The sequence below is a fragment of the Candidatus Vallotiella adelgis genome, assembly GCF_020541305.1.
Taxonomy (GTDB): domain Bacteria; phylum Pseudomonadota; class Gammaproteobacteria; order Burkholderiales; family Burkholderiaceae; genus Mycetohabitans; species Mycetohabitans adelgis.
Genome location: NZ_CP047396.1, coordinates 867,488 through 885,963, shown reverse-complemented (window position 1 = coordinate 885,963; position 18,476 = coordinate 867,488). Strand labels below are relative to the sequence as shown.

The following is an 18,476-nucleotide window of genomic DNA, read 5'->3' as shown; positions in this document are numbered from 1 at the left end:
TGTTTACACATTGCCGCTGAACGTTTTTCTGGTGCATACATGCTAAGCCGACGGAACTCTATATCGTAAGCTGTAGCATCCTAATACTGCTCATGTTCCGATTGTGCAGTCTTGAATTCAGCATAGTTTGGCCCTATTTTAAGCCGATGCTGACAAATCCGGTTTTATATTGTTGACGTACACTCGCTGAAAGGACTCAGATTATGGCGAAAGAAATTATGGGCTTCCAAGCGGAAGTCAAGCAGCTTCTTCAACTCATGATTCACTCGCTGTACAGTAATAAAGAGATTTTCCTACGTGAGCTAATTTCCAATGCATCTGACGCTGCAGACAGGCTGCGTTTTGAGGCAATCGCTAATACTTGCCTGTACGAAGATAACCCAAACCTGTATATCCGAATCGGGTACGACAAGGTCGCACGTACGATTACAATTGAAGATAACGGGATTGGCATGAGCCGCGACGACGCGGTTTCACACCTTGGAACGATTGCGCGCTCGGGGACTAAAGAGTTCTTTTCCAGGCTGTCTGGCAATCAAAAAAAAGATGCAGCATTGATCGGCCAGTTCGGCGTCGGTTTTTATTCTGGATTTATCGTCGCAGACCGAATTACCGTAGAATCACGACGGGCCGGTTTTCTGACTGATCAAGGCGTGCTCTGGGAAAGCACTGGCAACGGCGAATTCAGCGTCGAGCAGATTCAACGCGCGCAACGCGGCACATCCATCACACTGTATCTACGCGAGACAGAAGATAAGCTTCTGTCCTTCTACTGGCTTAGGTCTATCATCCAGAAGTACTCAGACCACATAAACTTACCGATCCTAATGAGGAAAGAAGAGTGGGATGATAAAAAGAACGAAATGGTAGTCAAAGATGAAGATGAAACTATTAACCAGGTAAGCGCATTGTGGACGCGTGCCAAGAGTGAGATCACAAATGAGCAGTATAAGCATTTCTATGAGTATCTATCTCATGATGCCGAGGCACCACTAGCTTGGACCCATAATCACGTCGAAGGACGTAGCGAATATATTCAATTACTATATATACCTAGTCATGCCCCCTTCGATATATGGAACCGCGACCACCGCGGTGGTCTAAAACTTTATGTAAAGCGCGTATTTATCACGGATGAAGCGGAGCAGTTGCTACAGAATTACCTGCGATTCGTGAAAGGTGTAGTCGATTCCAGCGACCTACCGTTAAACGTATCGCGTGAAATTCTACAGGATAGTCGTGATGTAAAGGCTATCCGCGATGGCGTTACTAAACGTGTACTATCCATGCTTGAGGAGCTAGCAGATACGCCTGATGGTAAGCAACAGTACAAGATATTCTGGCGCGAATTTGGTCAAGTGTTCAAAGAAGGATTAGGCGAAGACTCTGTAAACCGAGAGCTCATTGCTAAGCTTCTACGCTTCACGTCGACGCAAACTAACAGCGCAGAACAGAATGTATCTCTGGCTGACTACATCTCGAGAATGAAGCCAGAACAGACAAAGATCTACTATGTGACCGCCGATAGTTGGCAGGGCGCGTGTAATAGTCCGCACCTAGAAGTATTTCGCAAGAAAAGTATCGAAGTACTATTATTGACTGATCGAATTGACGAATGGATGCTGTCATTCCTGCCTGAGTTTAACGGTAAACCGTTAGTTAGCGTAGCCCGCGGTGATCTAGATTTATGTGCCGTAAACGACGAGACACAAAAAGCTCAAGAAAAGGTTGGCGAAGACCTGAAGATGTTAATCGAGCAGATGAAGGGTGTACTGCGGGAAAAAGCCAAGGATGTGCGTCTCACGTTCCGGCTAACCGATTCGCCGAGCTGTCTGGTGGCCGACGAGGGCGAGATAAGCGGCCATCTTCAGCGGCTATTAAAAGCGGCCGGCCAGAAAGCACCTGATTTCCATCCAATCCTCGAAATTAATCCGGAGCATACGTTAATTAAGCGACTATCACCAGATAAGGCAGATTTTGCCGACTGGTGCTATTTACTATTTGATCAGGCTCTTCTTGCTGAAGGAGGCGCACTCGATGATCCAGCAAACTTTATCAAACGTATCAATATATTGCTGCTATCAGGTACGCATTGAATAAAAATCTCGCGAATAGTCTTATACGTAGTGATGCAAGTAGTAGCTACAACTTCAGGGTTACTATTTGAGTGCTGAGCAGGAAAGACTGAGTCACAGCGAACACATGTTCTCGCACGCTAGCTAGCAGCTCAGTTGCTGTTTTATGAAGTTTAGAATAAGAGTGAATAAAGTATAGAATCTAGAAAAGTATTATACTTCCCCGAAGTCTATAGTATGCAGCAGCGTGAATCCTGTCTTAAATCTGGCAGCCGCGTAATCGGCATCCTTAGTAAGGAGATAGCATCTGCTGCAAGAACAACACTACGTTTACTACCAAGTCCGTAGAGTAATACACACAAGAAGTCTTTAAAAGATTAAAAGTTCTTATTAGATACCCGCTAGCTAACTTAGCAGAGATTTCCTCATTCTGTAATGAAGGCCAATCTTAGCAGAGGAAAAGTTTGATCAATATCTACTCAACGCATTCTGATCAAGTCACTTTAAGTCCCTTGATACCATAACTAGTATCTATTCAGTTTCAAATGATGGTGGTGTGCTCAAACAACCGCCATACGCTATAGTGTCAGTAATCTGTACCTATTTTTATCGCTATTACAGTTAGCAAATGTAGCACGAAAATCTTCTGCTTTCTGAGGATAGTAAGCTACCCAAGTCCGGTCTATCATCCTTCTTAAAGCATAGATTAATCGATGGATGGCTATCATTTTCGATCAGAAAACCATATTTAGTCATGATAAGCGCTTGCTCTCGGTGTTTGCGTGTCTCACCAAGTAAAGTGCTATATCAGCTACTCTAGTGTGCGAACTAATCCGAATGCTGATCGGATTAGTTCGCACACTAGAGTAGCTGATTATTGGCAGCTTAGATTGATCTTAATATAGTCAGTTGACTATTCCGCAGCTGGGCAAATGCTAGATTTACTTAGCGTAATGATTGAATTAATTGTTCGAGTTTCATCACGTCGGCCGAAAATAGGCGAATACCTTCAGCTAACTTTTCGGTAGCCATAGCATTGTTATTAAGCTGATAGCGGAACGTCGGCTCATCATATGTGGCACGCTCGATCGGCACATTATGCGACGACTGTGGGTAGAGTTTGCGCTGAATCAGTTCATTGCTCTTATGAAGATTTTGCAGTAAGTCTGGGCTGATCGTCAGTAAGTCGCAACCAGCAAGCTCGACGATTGAGCGTATCGATCGGAAGCTTGCGCCCATTATTTCTGTTATATAGCCAAATTTTTTATAGTACGCATAGATATTCTGAATCAATTTCACACCAGGATCGTTGGTTCCTCCGTCGCGGGCTTCGTCCCATTCTGCGCCAGCATTTTTTTTATACCAATCGTAGATGCGGCCGACGAATGGTGAGATCAGCCGGGCCCGGGCTTGCGCACAAGCAATTGCCTGGGTAAGCGAGAATAACAACGTCATATTACAATGCACTCCTGCTTGCTCCAATACTGTGGCAGCGCGTACACCTTCCCACGTCGACGCGAGTTTAATTAACACACGCTCACGTTCTATACCAGCAGCTTTGTAGAGTGCGATCAGCTGATGTGCTTTCGCGATACTGCCTTGGACATTGAAAGATAGTCGTGCGTCGATTTCTGTCGATACCCGTCCCGGGACAATCTTCAGAATCTCGACACCAAATGCGACCAATAATTGATCTACGATATCTCTGATAGGAAGACACGAATAATCGCATACTATTTTTTCAAGCAACGGTCGGTAGCTTTCTTGCTGAACCGCTTTTAGAATCAGGGACGGGTTTGTTGTTGCATCTTGAGGTTTATAACGGGCGAGTTGCTGGAAATCGCCAGTATCGGCGACAATAGTTGTGTACTGCCGTAATTGATCTAGTGTAGTTGTCATGGCTAGGTTTTTGTAGAGCGTATCGCGAAATGCTACGACAATTTCTGCTGTTAGCTTGCAGCCTTATGGAATCTAATAATTGTTAGAGCAGCTAGTGTTCTGTAAGCTCATTAAGGGCGCTAACTTGCCGGTATATGCGGCAGTGCTATTATGGGTTCGCAATTATTTAGCAGCTAGTTCTCTACAGGCTAAGTCAATCGACAGCAACGCGAATTCTACTAAGGTGGTTAGTATAAAGTTCAGAAAGTTGCTTCACGTTGCCGAGCAGACTGTACTCCATGGGTCTTAGACCGGTTATTTTCGAGTCAAACAGTGCCATTATCGTCTCACCGAAGATTCTAGTTAGTAAGTAAACGGCACATAATGCGGAGATATTGTAGCGCTTTACTGGATGCTCGTGTGCGTCACAAAGAGTGTGAATCGTCATGATAATGGCTATATATCGATGAGTATGAGCCAAATGATGCGGTCAGCAGCGACATACGGTAGGCGGTAGGCAATATCCAATAAAATTCTCCGCTATAGCGCGCATGAGAATAGTGTAGACTACCTCATCGTATATGGGGAAAACGTGCTGAAGCGAGCTAGTAATAAACGACACAGCGGTGGAGTACGTGCTGTATAGCGACAGCCGGCTAGAGAAAGTATAGCTATAAGTATATAACTATGATCGCCATACTAATTGGCAGCATAAAGATTATACCTACGGTATGAGATCTTAGCTAGGCGCTGCTCAGATGCGAGGCGCGGTATAGCAGATTTATGCGATTACGTTAGTGTAAGCATATCATGATGCAAAATTAGAGACTATCGCTACCAGTAAGGTATTACAAATCCGCTAGTAATCTTCTAATCTAGAAGATATTCTATCGTCTGATACGGAAAAAGTTCTTTGCTGAGAATACGCATTACATTTTTTAAATCTATTTACGCCACAATATACAACTTATCGGCAAGGTCAGATAGCCACGAAGCAACAGCATTGTTATGCTCGACTGCTGTTGGTTAGTCTGCTAACACTTGTTAGGTCGATATGCATTCCATATTTTTCTGATGCTTATTTTTCCGGGAGAAGAGTTATAAATGTAGTTTGATAGATAATAGAATCTTAGATTCTTGAGCTCGGATTTTTACCGCTAAGATTTCTGGTAGAATCTGCCCGTATTATAAGCAGTACTGTAGATTATTTCAAGTGAGTATCTGGCTCTTCGTCGGCGATGTCACCCCTCCAGTAGCTAAAATCATCTTTTAATCATAGTTAGTGATAGTGTATTTTCTAGCTTTATCATCTTCGTGCGGATTTTATTAATCAGGCAGATGGTTTGAGTTTTTCTATAAGCTTGTTCGGCTTGACAGCTTCCTCCTAGATCTGTGCTTCCGACTGAGGAGACAACTTTCTCTAAAGTTTCTTTAGCTGTGTTTCGTCAATCTTTATAGGCATGTCGTGTAATTAGTGCTACATACGCCTATGTGTACAGCGGGAAGTTGTTACGTAGCTCTTCCCACATTTTGTAGCCAAAACACTCTAATCATGACATGATGGGCATCGTTGCCAGATTCTAGGCGTACATACGATGTACTCATATACGGCTCAGATACCGGGCGGCTAGTTGATTGACAATTGCTCTCTGATTGTCAAATACATCGACAAGCAAAATAATAGGTTTTTATAGCCATATTATCTGGCTATAAGTTTGGCTCGGCTACGGGGGGCAGATCTTAAAACTGCTTAGCATACTCGATGCTATAATTTTCTGAGCCGGAGTCGGGATTTCATAGGCGTATTGCTTACGCTATATCTCGATGAAATAAAACAACGAACTTTGTCGCGACTTAGATTAAACACTAATCACTCGTGGATTGGCATGCGGAGCTATATAATCTTGTATTGTTGTAGAGCTGAATTATCGTACAGGCTTGTCGCCGTACAGTTTATATAATAAAAGTACTGGGCGGCGCATCTACGAAGCTTGTCTAGAAGAAGCATTGCTTGATTCAGTAGGAATACGGGTTTTGTTCGTGAATTCACATATCGATTCGATGGCACAATTCCAGCATGTAGGTAAGCGGGCGCGGCATACATATCGGCCGTGTAGGAGAAGCCAGTGGTGAGCGTTATATCGGAATTTGGGCGGCGTGAGTTTTTCTAGCATTGCTTCTACGGCCCGTACGTCCTTGCCAGGTGCTATTCCGGTGCGATTTGCTACACGGAAGATGTGTGTATCAACGGCAATCGTCGCGTGACCGAATGCAATATTCAGAACGACGTTCGCTGTCTTTCGGCCTACGCCCGGTAGACTCTCAAGCATTTCGCGATCAGCTGGCACTTCGCCATAGTATTTGTCAAGTAGTATTTTACAGGTCAAGATGATGTGCTTAGACTTGGTACGATACAATCCCACTATTTTAATGTGCTGCGCAACACCGTCTTCGCCAAGCGCAAGAATAGCTTGTGGTGTATTAGCAACCGCAAACATCTGGCGCATTGCTTTGTTAACCGAGATGTCCGTTGCCTGTGCTGATAGCATGACTGCAATTAGCAATTCAAATGGTGTGGTGTACTTAAGCTCCGTCGTCGGATATGGGGTCAGGATTTGTAAAGTTTCATAAATCGCACGGCGATTTTTTGGATTCATCCTGGTTAGTTGATCTAAGATATAGTGGCATTCGGATAGCAAATTATCGGTCTTGGTTAGACCCGATTTTTATGCATAAAAGCGGCGGTGGTTGGTCTTGTGCAGTGAGGCTGTGTTTATCTATGCCCCTCCTGGATCACTGTTGTTATACTGCGGCTGTATAAGTTTTCGATTCTATACCTGAGTTGCTATGCGATGTGTTGTGTGACCACTGCTTCTAGTCAGGCGGTTCTTCTTTTTTCTTTCGGATGCGCGCTAGCGCTGCCTGAATAATCGCTTTTTTCTGTGACGTGATATCATTTTTTTTGGCTACTATAGATCCGGCTTCTGACATATTTATCATAGTAGCAACTATATGTGTTGTGTCGAGCGGGTGACCGGACAGCTTAGTACTTTTGTGCGTTCGTGCTATGTTCGGTGATTCTAATCCCGATTCCGGTAACACTGGCACGACTTTCTGATCTCTCGTTACTCGGCGGCCGGTAGCACGCTGCCTATCTATATCACGCTTTTTTGCAAGCCGAATATTGCGCTGTGCGTACCGATGTCGAGCAGCATTAGCTTGCTGCGGGGACCATGCATTCCATCCAGTAGCGGTGCCGGTCATCAGAATCATCTCGATACAATCAACAGGGCAAGGTGCAACACATAAGTCACACCCTGTACACCAATCTGCTAGTACCGTATGAAGTTGTTTCGGGGCGCCGATAATAGCATCAACAGGGCATGCTTTTATACATAACGTACAGCCAATGCAGACGGTTTCATCGATGACCGCACGAGGTCGTGCTCGCTCAACGCCATTTTCTGGATTGAGCGGGATAATCGGCTTATTGAGCAATATAGCCAGTCGAGCGACACCTTGTCGTCCTCCGGGAGGACACTGGTTGTAGCTCGCTTTTCCATTAGCAACAGCTTGCGCATAAGGGCGACAGCCACTATAGCCGCATTTCGTGCATTGAGTCTGGGGCAGCAAATCATCGATTTGATCCGCGAGCGATGGAAGAGCAGTCACAGTATTAGAGCCTAGACGTGTAAAATAGCGCAATGTATATTTTAATCGATATGCAATTATCACCTATTTCTAATAACGATACTAGATTCATGCACCTTATTGGTAGTGTATACGTTGATTAACGTGGCTACTGCATTATGGTTGCACATGAACAAGCTAAAAAAGGAAACCCGGGGTATAAGATGCAGAATTTTCGCTGCTACTACCTAGTAATCAGTGAATAATAACTGAGCTTTGCGGTTGAAAAGAGCAGATTTAACTACGTTTCTCAAGCAAGTATGTCATAGATTACCTTAAAGCGACGCTCATTCTGGGGCCGAGTAGACCGGGCGCTTGCGAATGTCTTCACTTACCTAAAGGTATTTTATTATCGAGATCCTATGTTATAAACCGGTGCACCTACTTACAATCGACTAAAGGCTCTATTTAATCATCTAAACTAGCGCGCTATAGAAGTCTGCTTATGCTAGAGTAAGCTTGAAAGTTTACTGAGTAACTTCCACCTCTATTGGTGGAGATGCTCCTATGCTCATCGAGTTGTTCTACTGCACGATTAAGTTTAGTTTTCTAAAATGTACTTTCCTTTGCATGAAGTCGGTCTCGTGACACGCTGCCTATGCAAAATTTTCCGAATTTAAGCTGCAGCTGCGCGAGATCTTATGTCTCGAATTAATCTCATATTATACAAGCCCGGTGCATGATGAAAGGCATTAGCTCCGACGGTGTTACCAATGTACGAGAAGTGCTACGTCTAGTTAGACGCGTAATAGAGGTGTGACATTATTAACATCGAGCATTAGGGGCGAAAGTACATATGTATGGTGGGCGCGCAGTATGTAAGCGAATTAGTAGTATATGATTAAGTAATGCAAGAGCGGTAATACACCATAGCGGCAGTAATGCGCATTAGATAATTCAGCATAAGATATCCGATACAGCATGGAGATAACCGAGTTGCACTTGAGAATACATAGAATCTATGCGTCTCATCGCCGCAGGTTCGGTTTTTGGTATATAAGATGCTATAATGTTAGGTTATTTTTATTAGCTTACTAGAAGCAGTCACGCGCGGCTGCTTGAGCGGAAACGCCCGAATATGTCCTCAAATTTAGCGATTACTGCACGTACTACACATTCCGTTCAGCTTGGCGCATCGGAGGGCCATTCTCCGGTAAGTGCTGATGCCCCGTTGTCGTTTGCCGAATTTGGCCTGGACGCGTCGATTCTGCAAGCTATCGTCGAACAGGGCTACATGAAGCCGACGCCAATCCAAGAGAAAGCCATTCCTATTGTGCTCGCTGGCCGAGATGTCATGGGTGTGGCACAGACTGGAACCGGTAAAACTGCTAGCTTCTCGCTTCCGATCATTCATCGCTTATTGCCGCTTGCTAGTTCTAGTGCATCTCCCGCGCGTCATCCGGTTCGAGCACTAATTTTGACACCAACGCGCGAACTTGCCGACCAGGTAGCTGCTAATGTGCATGCGCATGCTCACCATACCTTGCTACGCAGCACAGTTGTATTCGGTGGCGTTGATATTAATCCGCAGGTAGCCGAATTGCGGCGGGGTATCGAGATACTAATTGCTACACCTGGGCGCCTACTTGATCATGTACGACAGAAAAGTACATCACTGGCACAAGTGCAAATCCTTGTTCTTGATGAGGCCGACCGTATGCTTGATATGGGTTTTCTACCCGATTTGCAGCAAATTTTGAATTTGTTGCCGAGCCACACGCAAACATTGCTGTTTTCTGCAACATTTTCTGCTGAAATCAAAAAACTTGCATCGACTTATTTATACAATCCAGCCACGATCGAGGTGGCTGGTAGTAATGCGCCAGCGTCGAATGTACAACAAATCGTCTTTAAAGTAGCGGAGCAAGATAAGCAGGCAGCAGTTATACAGTTAATCCGTCAACACACATTGAAGCAGGTAATCGTTTTTTGCAATAGTAAGATTAGTGCCAGCCGGCTTGCAAAGCAGCTTGAGCGCGGTGGTGTGGTAGCCACCGCAATCCATAGTGACCGCTCTCAGGGTGAACGTATGCAGGCATTGCAAGCGTTCAAGCGAGGCGAGATTAAGGCCCTGGTTGCAACTGACGTGGCCGCGCGCGGTCTGGATATCGCAGAGTTGCCAGCAGTGATTAATTTCGATTTGCCATTTAACGCGGAAGACTATATTCATCGGATCGGGCGAACGGGTCGTGCTGGGGCATCCGGCAAAGCACTTTCGTTGTGTAGTGGCAATGCAGGAAAACAATTAGCGGATATAGAAAAATTAATCAAGCAGGTGTTAACGATCGAACCGCTCGAGTTAGACCGGCTAGCGCGTCCAGGTTTCTCGCGTTATTGTATTGATCGTGAAACCAAAAGTCGTGCTCAATATACGCACACTATTGCCCGCGTGCGCGCATCAATCAAAGATGATATACCACCAGTCGATGACTTCTTTACAAGACCGTATGAGTCTTCGTTTTCTGCTCATCAGATATCAGAATCTGATGAGTTCAGCCCCTTTAATGCTAAAAAAGTGCCAAAGCGGCCGCTAGCTGCACTGCTGGGCGGATTTGGCATGCTTCGCCGAAATACATGACAGTGTCACATATGCCTTACGCGGTCATGAGAGGCCTTATTTCATTAAACGCTTTAGTGCTGTATATCTGGGGCAATGCTCACCTGAGCATGCAACGCTGTTATCCGATATTAATTACCTGAGTAGCTGATGGTCAGGTGCCTGCCAGGGCAATCCTCGTCACGCAGTCGATATTTCGATACACTATTCTAGTATGAGAATACTACTAAAAATCGCTGAAGATGATTATCGAACTCCCTCTTCTCGCACCCAGCACACCACACACACGCTAATTTTCCATACAGGGTTCCTTGCAATAAATTCCTAGATAAGCGAGTGTCGCGCACTAAACATGTATGCACTAAAAAGCACTAAAACATGCGCATGCAGCATGGGAATCAGAAATTTCCGCGTATGCATTCGCATAAATACATCAGACACACTATACCTGACTACGTAAGTAATTAATGGTGTAGTGTCAGTGTTTTGCTATATCGATATTTTTGTCGTAATGTATGCAGTATATTCAGAATAATACGACAGCAGACAAAATTTTTTGAACTGCATCAACCGATAGATAGCACGGTTAAATATCTCTACATCGATTTTGAATTTATTGCACTGATCACTGATTGAGCGAGAATCTCAGCGTGGTTCTACTCTTAATTGAGCTATTTCTTCACGATAAACAGATTGATCTCTCGTGATTTTATCATCATGATCTAATAATTGAGTCAGACATTGAGGCAGTGAATGGTTTAATGGGCTTGCTTATATGAAAAATTTGCCAATTGTTTACTGAACATCTGGTAAAGCGGCAGGTAGTCGATTTTACCCATGCATATGTATAGCGAAATAAATAAGCTCGTGAGCAGTAAAGTAGTCCATACAAATGGAACATCAATACAGCCGTACGGCAACCGTTGCCCGGACTATGTTTCGGCTCTCATTAATTGTAATAGCACCGACGTAGCATCGACTTCAGATCCCATCCACCGGATGGGGTAGCAGCATGACGGAAATCGGCATTCCCCGAAAAGTACAATACCTATATGTCTGATCCACGTTTTATTCATCTGCGCGTTCACTCCGAGTTTTCTATTGTTGACGGTATCGTGCGCCTTGAAGACGCGGTAAAGCGAGCGGCAGAAGACGGGCAAGGTGCGCTTGCGCTGACCGATCTCGCTAACGCATTCGGTCTAGTGCGTTTTTATAAGACGGCTTGTGCGCACGGTGTTAAGCCGATTGTTGGTGCCGATGTCTGGATTTCAAATCGCAATAATCGTGACAAGCCAGCTAGGCTGCTATTGCTCGTTAAGAACCAGCGTGGCTACCTAAATCTTTGTAAGCTGCTTAGCTGCGCGTGGCTGACGAACCAGTATCGCGGCCGCGCTGAAGTTGATTTCCAGTGGCTCGAAACAGGACTTGCCACAGGTCTGCTAGCATTATCCGGTATGCAGGGCGATATCGGTATCGCGTTAGCATCTGGTAACGTACAGGCAGCTGCACGTCATATGCAACGTTGGGCGGCGATCTTTCCACATTCGTTTTATATTGAGCTGCAGCGGATACGGCAACCGGGTGTCGAAGCTTATCTACAGCAGGTAGTAGAGCTTGCTGCACGGTTTGGGCTTCCTGTGGTGGCGACACATCCAGTACAGTTCATGACTCCAGAGGACTTTGCCGCACACGAAGCACGAGTATGTATTTCTGAGGGCGATATACTGGCTAATCCAAGGCGCGCGAAGCAATTTTCGCCGGATCAATACTTTCTTACGCAGCAACAGATGTGTGAGTTGTTTTCTGATATCCCATCGGCGCTTACAAATACAGTAGAAATCGCTAAGCGCTGTAACCTGACGTTACAGCTAGGAAAGCCTAAGCTACCATTATTCCCGACACCGGATGGGATGTCGCTGAATAATTACCTCCTTCAATTGTCTAGAGCTGGACTCGAGCGACGCCTTGAACAGCTATTTCTAGATGCGACTCAACGTAAAACGCATAGTCAGACATATCGAGAGCGCTTATCATTCGAGTGCGACACTATTATTAAGATGGGTTTTCCGGGTTATTTCTTAATCGTTGCGGATTTTATTAACTGGGCTAAGAATAACGGGGTACCTGTAGGGCCAGGCCGAGGGTCGGGCGCTGGTTCGTTAGTGGCGTTCGCACTCGGGATTACGGATTTAGATCCGTTACGCTATAATCTGCTATTTGAGCGGTTTTTAAATCCTGAACGTGTATCAATGCCGGATTTTGACATTGATTTTTGCCAGGATGGCCGTGATCGCGTTATTCAGTATGTGAAAAGTAAGTATGGTGCTGATTCGGTATCGCAGATCGCTACATTTGGTACGATGGCTGCAAAAGCTGCGGTACGCGATATCGGCCGAGTATTAGACTTAGGCTACAACTTTACCGATAGTATTGCAAAGCTAATTCCGTTCAAGCCTGGGAGGCATGTAACTATTGCTGACGCAATTAAAGAAGAGCCACAACTACAGGAGCGATTCAATAACGAAGATGAAGTTCGCCAGTTACTCGAACTGGCGCAACGCGTTGAAGGATTAACGCGCAATGTTGGTATGCATGCTGGTGGAGTATTAATCGCGCCCGGCAAACTCACTGATTTTTGCCCCCTATACGCGCAGACTGATGATGGAAGTGTTATTAGTCAGTATGATAAAGACGATGTCGAGGCCGTTGGACTCCTGAAGTTTGATTTTCTAGGATTAACTACGCTCACAATTCTTGATTGGGCCGAGCGCTATATACGGAAACTGAATCCGTCTAAGCAGAACTGGTCACTCGCTCAGATTCCACTGGACGATCCCGCATCGTTTATGATCTTAAAAAATGCCAATACGGTAGCGGTGTTCCAGTTAGAAAGCCGCGGCATGCAAGGTATGCTTAAAGACGCACAGCCCGACTGTTTCGAGGAAATTATCGCGTTGGTTGCGCTGTACCGGCCGGGCCCGATGGATCTGATTCCCAGCTTTTGTGCGCGCAAGCACGGACGAGAAAAGGTCGAATATCCAGATCCCCGAGTCGAACCTATCCTAAAAGAGACCTATGGCATTATGGTCTATCAAGAGCAGGTCATGCAGATGGCACAAATTATCGGCGGTTATTCGCTTGGTAGTGCAGACTTGTTACGTCGCGCGATGGGCAAGAAAAAGATCGAAGAGATGGCAAAGCATCGCGAACTATTTCGTGAGGGGGCGGCCAAAAATGGCTTGAGTGCAGAAAAAGCCGATGAAATCTTCAATTTGATGGAGAAGTTTGCTGGCTACGGATTTAACAAGTCGCATGCGGCAGCGTATGCGCTACTTGCCTACTATACTGCGTGGCTTAAAGTACATTATCCGGCCGAGTTTATGGCGGCCAATATGTCGCTTGCAATGTATGACACTGACAAGGTAAAGATCCTCTTCGAGGACTGCATCGCAAACCATTTAGCGATGCAGCCACCTGATATTAATCAGTCAGCTTATCGCTTTGAGCCGGTAGCCGATACGCTAGGCAATCGCGCAAAAACAATTCGCTACGGTCTTGGCGCAATCAAGGGTACTGGGCAGAACGCAATCGAAGAGATTTTACGGGCCCGAGAGTCGAGGGCGTTCAGCAACCTATTTGACTTCTGCGAGCGCGTTGATCGTCGCACTGTGAATCGCCGAACGATTGAGGCATTGATCCGAGCCGGCGCATTCGATGCGTTACAAGAGAACCGGGCGCAATTACTTGCGTCTGTGCCGATGGCAATAGAGTTTGCCGAGCAAGCGAGTACTAATACGCTTCAGGGCGGTCTGTTTGATATGCTTGATGGCTCACGCGGCTATCAGTATAAGCTAGTCGACGAGCCGGCATGGACTGGGCAGCGTAAGCTGCAAGAGGAGAAAACAGCGCTTGGCTTCTGTATTTCTGGACACTTATTCGACGCATACAAAGTTGAAATTCGATGCTTCGTATATCAGAAGATTGGGGATCTGAAAGACGGACGAGACAAGGTGATTGCCGGCATAATTACTGCTATGCGAACACAAATGACACAGCGCGGTAAGATTCTGTTCGCGGTGCTGGATGATAGTACCGGCCAGTGTGAGGCTATAGTTTTTAACGAGCTCTACGCAGCAAACCAGGCAATATTTAAAGAAGATGAGTTGCTAGTTGTGCAAGGACAAGCGCGCAATGACAGCTTTACGGGTAAAATTCGCTTCACCGTCGATACCGCTATGGATCTAGAGCGTGCGCGCAGCTGCTATGCAGACTCGATACTCCTCTCGATCAATGGAAATTCAGATCCGAGACGGCTACGCGATCTGCTTGAGCCGTACCGAATAGAGCTAGCACCGCAGTCTAAACAGATACCGACAGTTACCGACAACGCAGACCGATCCCACAATTCCAGTGATCTATCCCGCGATCTAGCGGGTGGTGGCGATAATAGGTATAGCAACAATAATGCGCATAGCAGAAAAAAGTCAGTCGGACTAAAGATTAAGATTCGCTACCGGGGTATTGGCGCACAATGCGAGTCAACGCTCGGCAATACCTGGTGTGTAAGGTCTAGCGATAAACTTCTCAACTTGCTTCGCGCGGAATTCGGCGCAGATGCTGTCGAAATACAGTATTCGAAGCTGACACGAAAAAATTGACTTGACAACACTCGAGAACTGTATTGCTAGCGGCATAGCTAAGCCCATCGGACATACTGATGTACTAGCTCGAATCAGCAAGATTGTGAAGCCGTATTGGCTGGCTATCGTGCTTGCGATTATATCGATGGGAATTGTAGCGGCGACTGAAGCGGGCATTCCAGCGTTGCTGAAGCCCTTGATCGACACGCGTCTTGGCACGACAAACCCGAGTTCGTCCGTTCACTGGTATATTCCGATGACGCTCATTGGGCTCGCGCTCGGTCGTGGGTTTTCCCAGTATGCGTCCGGTTATTTACTATCTTACGTTTTAAATCGTACTTTGTTAGACCTGCGGTTAAAAATGTTTCAGACAATGCTGTGCGCGCCAGCTATTTTTTTTCAGCGCGAGACAGCTAGTACGATTATTAGCGCGATTGTATTTGAAGTGAATCAAGTGCTTAACGTATTAAATAACGTGCTAGTCACGCTCGTTCGAGATTCATTGACTGTAATATTCTTGCTGAGCTATTTATTTTACTTGAATTGGCAGTTGACGCTGATTGTTGCAGTAATCCTGCCGGCAATTGGCTGGCTGGTTAGTAAGATTAATCAGCGCTTGCGTCGGCTGAATCGTGAGCAGCAAATGTTGACGAATCAGCTTTCGTACATTGTTGAGGAAACAGTCAGCGGATATAAGGTTATGAAGGTACATAACGGTGAACCATACGAAATGGATCGCTTCATGTGCATGAGCCAACGCCTGCGTGGCTATGCAATGCGGATGACAGTTTCCGGGGGGCTAGCCCAGCCAATGACCCAGTTCTTCGCATCGATTGCTTTGGCGGTGGTGATTGTCATTGCCATAATCCAGTCAGCCAATAACCAGACAACAGTGGGTGGATTTATCGCATTCGTTACATCGATGCTATTAGTAATTTCGCCGTTAAAACATTTAATCGATATTAATCAACCATTGACACGTGGCATGACGGCCGCTGAGCTGATTTTTGGCCTTATCGATGAGCCAGTGGAAAACACTGGTGGCAAACGGAAACTCGTCCGTGCAAGAGGAAGTGTAGAATTTGAGAACGTAAGCTTCGACTATGGAGTCCAGCGGTCGACGCTTAACGATGTTTCATTAAAGATTTTTCCAGGTGAGGTAGTGGCGCTGGCTGGGCTATCCGGAAGTGGTAAAACTACATTGGTTAATTTATTACCCCGCTTCTTCGATCCATCCACTGGACGTGTATTAATCGATGATGTACCATTGCCCGAGTATCGATTGTCAGACTTACGTAAACAAATTGCATTTGTTAGTCAGGACATCATTCTTTTTAATGATACGATTGCAGCTAATATCGCGTATGGGCAGCATATAGAGCATGATCGAGTAGAAAGTGCACTGTATGCTGCGAATCTTTCGGACGTAGTTGCACTAATGCCTGCGGGGATTAATACGATTATTGGCAATAATGGTATGCGTTTATCCGGTGGCCAACGCCAACGACTTGCAATTGCGCGCGCGATTTATAAAGATGCGCCAATCTTAATTCTCGATGAAGCGACGTCGGCGCTTGATTTAGAGGCAGAGTGCCATGTGCAAGCGGCAATCGAAGTACTAATGCGTGGACGTACTACGTTGGTGATTTCTCACAGATTATCGACTATTGAACGTGTCGATCGTATCTTAGTGCTTGATGGTGGTCGGATCGTCGAACAGGGCACGCATGCAGAGTTGTTACGCCGGAATGGATTATACGCAAGCTTACACCACATCCAATATCAGAATAAGTCGGCGTATGCGTAGTGTGTATACATTACGCATACTAAGCTTTTTTGCTGAGGTTAGCATAACTTCATTCCGCTAAACGCTAAAAATTAAGGCGCTATTCCGGTATAGGTTCGTGATTCAAGGAGCGATATTAGAAGGGTAGTTTAAATGTCACATCCACAGAAACAACACTAGCACATGTTTACATGCATTTAGTACTTTAAAGGTTGTGTGTTTATTTTTAGGGAATAGTAGAGAAGACTATTCTTGATTAAAATCTCTACCTCGTTCCAGTAGTTTATTTCTGAATTGACTCCTAAGTTTTAAGGATTAAAGTTGTTTATAGAAAATAAACATCTATTGACATGAAAATAAAAAGATATTGTCATTCAAATAATATTGGAGAAAAATTTAACAAATCGCCTGATTTACCAAGCAGAGAAGCCGATAAAAGTGTTGTATCGAATTTTATAATCAAACACTTGAAGCATTGATAGTAGCCTAATGTTGAGGCGTGGCAATCCTCTTTAATCGATTGACACTATTAATGCAAAAGATTTCTTTTTTACATCAGAATTTTTTAGCCTATTTTCTATTTAACAGTTTTGTTATAGCTCTATATTACTTTGACTTCTTCCTCTAATCTTAACTGGAACGTGTTATCACGTTATAATAAATAATTATACTTTTATTGAGTTTAGAAAACTTGATAAAATTAATTTTTTTTTAAAATAATTATTTATTTTTCTTCGAAAATTTTTACTAAAAAATAACTATTTTTTGATATTAATTAATATTTTAATTTTTTGTTGCGGGGGTAGGATTTGAACCTACGACCTTCGGGTTATGAGCCCGACGAGCTGCCAGACTGCTCCACCCCGCGCCTGAAAGAATACATAATAGCGGGTTTTAAGAAACCAGTCAATAGTTATTGATGATCCACATATATCTTTACTCCAGAAAAGCGACTACGTTTGAAGCTATATCTAGCTTTAGTACTTATTTAGTCAATTTGATCTCTATTAGGAGTAGACCACGTGCGTCTTGGTCAGACTTCTATGCAGGGTAGTGCTCTCTATAGAGCTTGTTGAGTGCTATGTAAGCATCTTCTCGGCTTTATTTGATGAGTTAGTGGCTGCTGACCTATAATTTCTTCATTACTCTAAACTCTAAATAGATTCCTTGAATCTGCCTCATGAATCCCGCGGCTCTGTTTTGCTAAAAAGCTTGTCTACCATGATGTCTCTCACTGAATACTGTAGGCGAAACATAGATAAAGCATAAGTAAGAGTCATTGTTACCATTAGTTTTTATCAGCAAATAGCAGCTTTCAATGTAGCAGTCTTGGTCAACTCGCTCTTGAACATGCACAATGTTCAAGATATTTTCCTACTTACGCTGTCTAGTACTAGGATTATTGCCAATACTAGATGAGTCTCATACATCAACAGTCGGTTCTGGTACATGCCGTTAGCTATTACCTTAACGAGCATAGTATACAGGCGTAGTCCTCCGCCAAGATTCAGCGAGTCCTTCGGATTCTAGTTTTTCTGGGGTGGGGAGCAATCAGAGGAATACGTTGATTCAACCTATTAGCAGAACGCGTACTAGCGCATGAGGCAAGGTTATACTAGAAGAGTACCGTAGCAGAAATTTTGCCCGTTCCTTAATATCCGGAACGATCTTATATGGGCCACCGATCATAAATGTCACGTTGACTCTATCACGTTGCCAGAGCTGCAATAATTGTGCCAGCTGTATTGTAGTGTAGTCATAGCCACGCGCTATCTAGCGCGATGAGTTGGGTCTTCCCTTGAGGACCGCCGCTTCAATACGCGCTCACTCGGAGGTTATTCTGCAGTCTG

Annotated in this window: 9 protein-coding genes and 1 tRNA gene; 4 read left to right on the top strand and 6 right to left on the bottom strand. The window is 44.8% G+C overall.

The window, feature by feature from the left end; translation table 11 throughout:
* The first annotated feature begins 203 nt into the window (after positions 1–203).
* Complete coding sequence (gene htpG, locus GJV44_RS03235; RefSeq protein ID WP_226806322.1) at positions 204–2,096, top strand: molecular chaperone HtpG; 1,893 nt, start codon at positions 204–206, stop codon at positions 2,094–2,096.
* 924 nt (positions 2,097–3,020) lie between these two features.
* Here htpG and tal read toward each other — a convergent pair.
* The 4 genes from tal to rsxB all read right to left on the bottom strand — a co-directional run bounded on the left by tal (position 3,021) and on the right by rsxB (position 7,625).
* Entirely contained in the window at positions 3,021–3,974 is a 954-nt protein-coding gene (gene tal, locus GJV44_RS03230) for a transaldolase (RefSeq protein ID WP_226806321.1), read from the bottom strand.
* Positions 3,975–4,167: 193 nt separating this feature from the next.
* Entirely contained in the window at positions 4,168–4,401 is a 234-nt protein-coding gene (locus GJV44_RS03225; protein WP_226806320.1) for a benzoate/H(+) symporter BenE family transporter, read from the bottom strand.
* Between the two features lie 1,534 nt (positions 4,402–5,935).
* Positions 5,936–6,610 (bottom strand): endonuclease III, encoded by a 675-nt coding sequence (gene nth / locus GJV44_RS03220; protein ID WP_226806319.1) that lies wholly within the window; start codon positions 6,608–6,610, stop codon positions 5,936–5,938.
* Positions 6,611–6,827: 217 nt separating this feature from the next.
* Complete coding sequence (gene rsxB, locus GJV44_RS03215; protein WP_226806899.1) at positions 6,828–7,625, bottom strand: electron transport complex subunit RsxB; 798 nt, start codon at positions 7,623–7,625, stop codon at positions 6,828–6,830.
* Positions 7,626–8,721: 1,096 nt separating this feature from the next.
* On the opposite strand from rsxB, the gene GJV44_RS03210 reads away from it, so the two are divergent.
* The 3 genes from GJV44_RS03210 (at position 8,722) to msbA (ending at position 16,647) form a co-directional block, all read left to right on the top strand.
* Positions 8,722–10,221 carry a DEAD/DEAH box helicase gene (locus GJV44_RS03210; protein WP_226806318.1) on the top strand — a complete coding sequence of 500 codons (1,500 nt, stop codon included), beginning with the start codon at positions 8,722–8,724 and terminating at the stop codon, positions 10,219–10,221.
* A gap of 1,031 nt (positions 10,222–11,252) precedes the next feature.
* Positions 11,253–14,858: a DNA polymerase III subunit alpha gene (gene dnaE, locus GJV44_RS03205; RefSeq protein WP_226806317.1), complete on the top strand. Its 3,606-nt coding sequence runs from the start codon at positions 11,253–11,255 to the stop codon at positions 14,856–14,858.
* Positions 14,859–14,931: 73 nt separating this feature from the next.
* On the top strand, positions 14,932–16,647 hold the full coding sequence (gene msbA / locus GJV44_RS03200; protein ID WP_226806898.1) for a lipid A export permease/ATP-binding protein MsbA: 1,716 nt from the start codon (positions 14,932–14,934) through the stop codon (positions 16,645–16,647).
* 773 nt (positions 16,648–17,420) lie between these two features.
* On the opposite strand, the gene GJV44_RS03195 is transcribed toward msbA, so the two are convergent.
* Together GJV44_RS03195 and GJV44_RS04540 are read right to left on the bottom strand one after the other, a co-directional pair.
* Positions 17,421–17,494, bottom strand: a tRNA-Met gene (locus tag GJV44_RS03195).
* A 701-nt stretch (positions 17,495–18,195) separates the two neighbouring features.
* A complete protein-coding gene (locus tag GJV44_RS04540; RefSeq protein WP_226806897.1) occupies positions 18,196–18,399 on the bottom strand; it encodes a 23S rRNA (pseudouridine(1915)-N(3))-methyltransferase RlmH in 204 nt (67 codons plus the stop codon).
* Positions 18,400–18,476 lie beyond the last annotated feature (77 nt).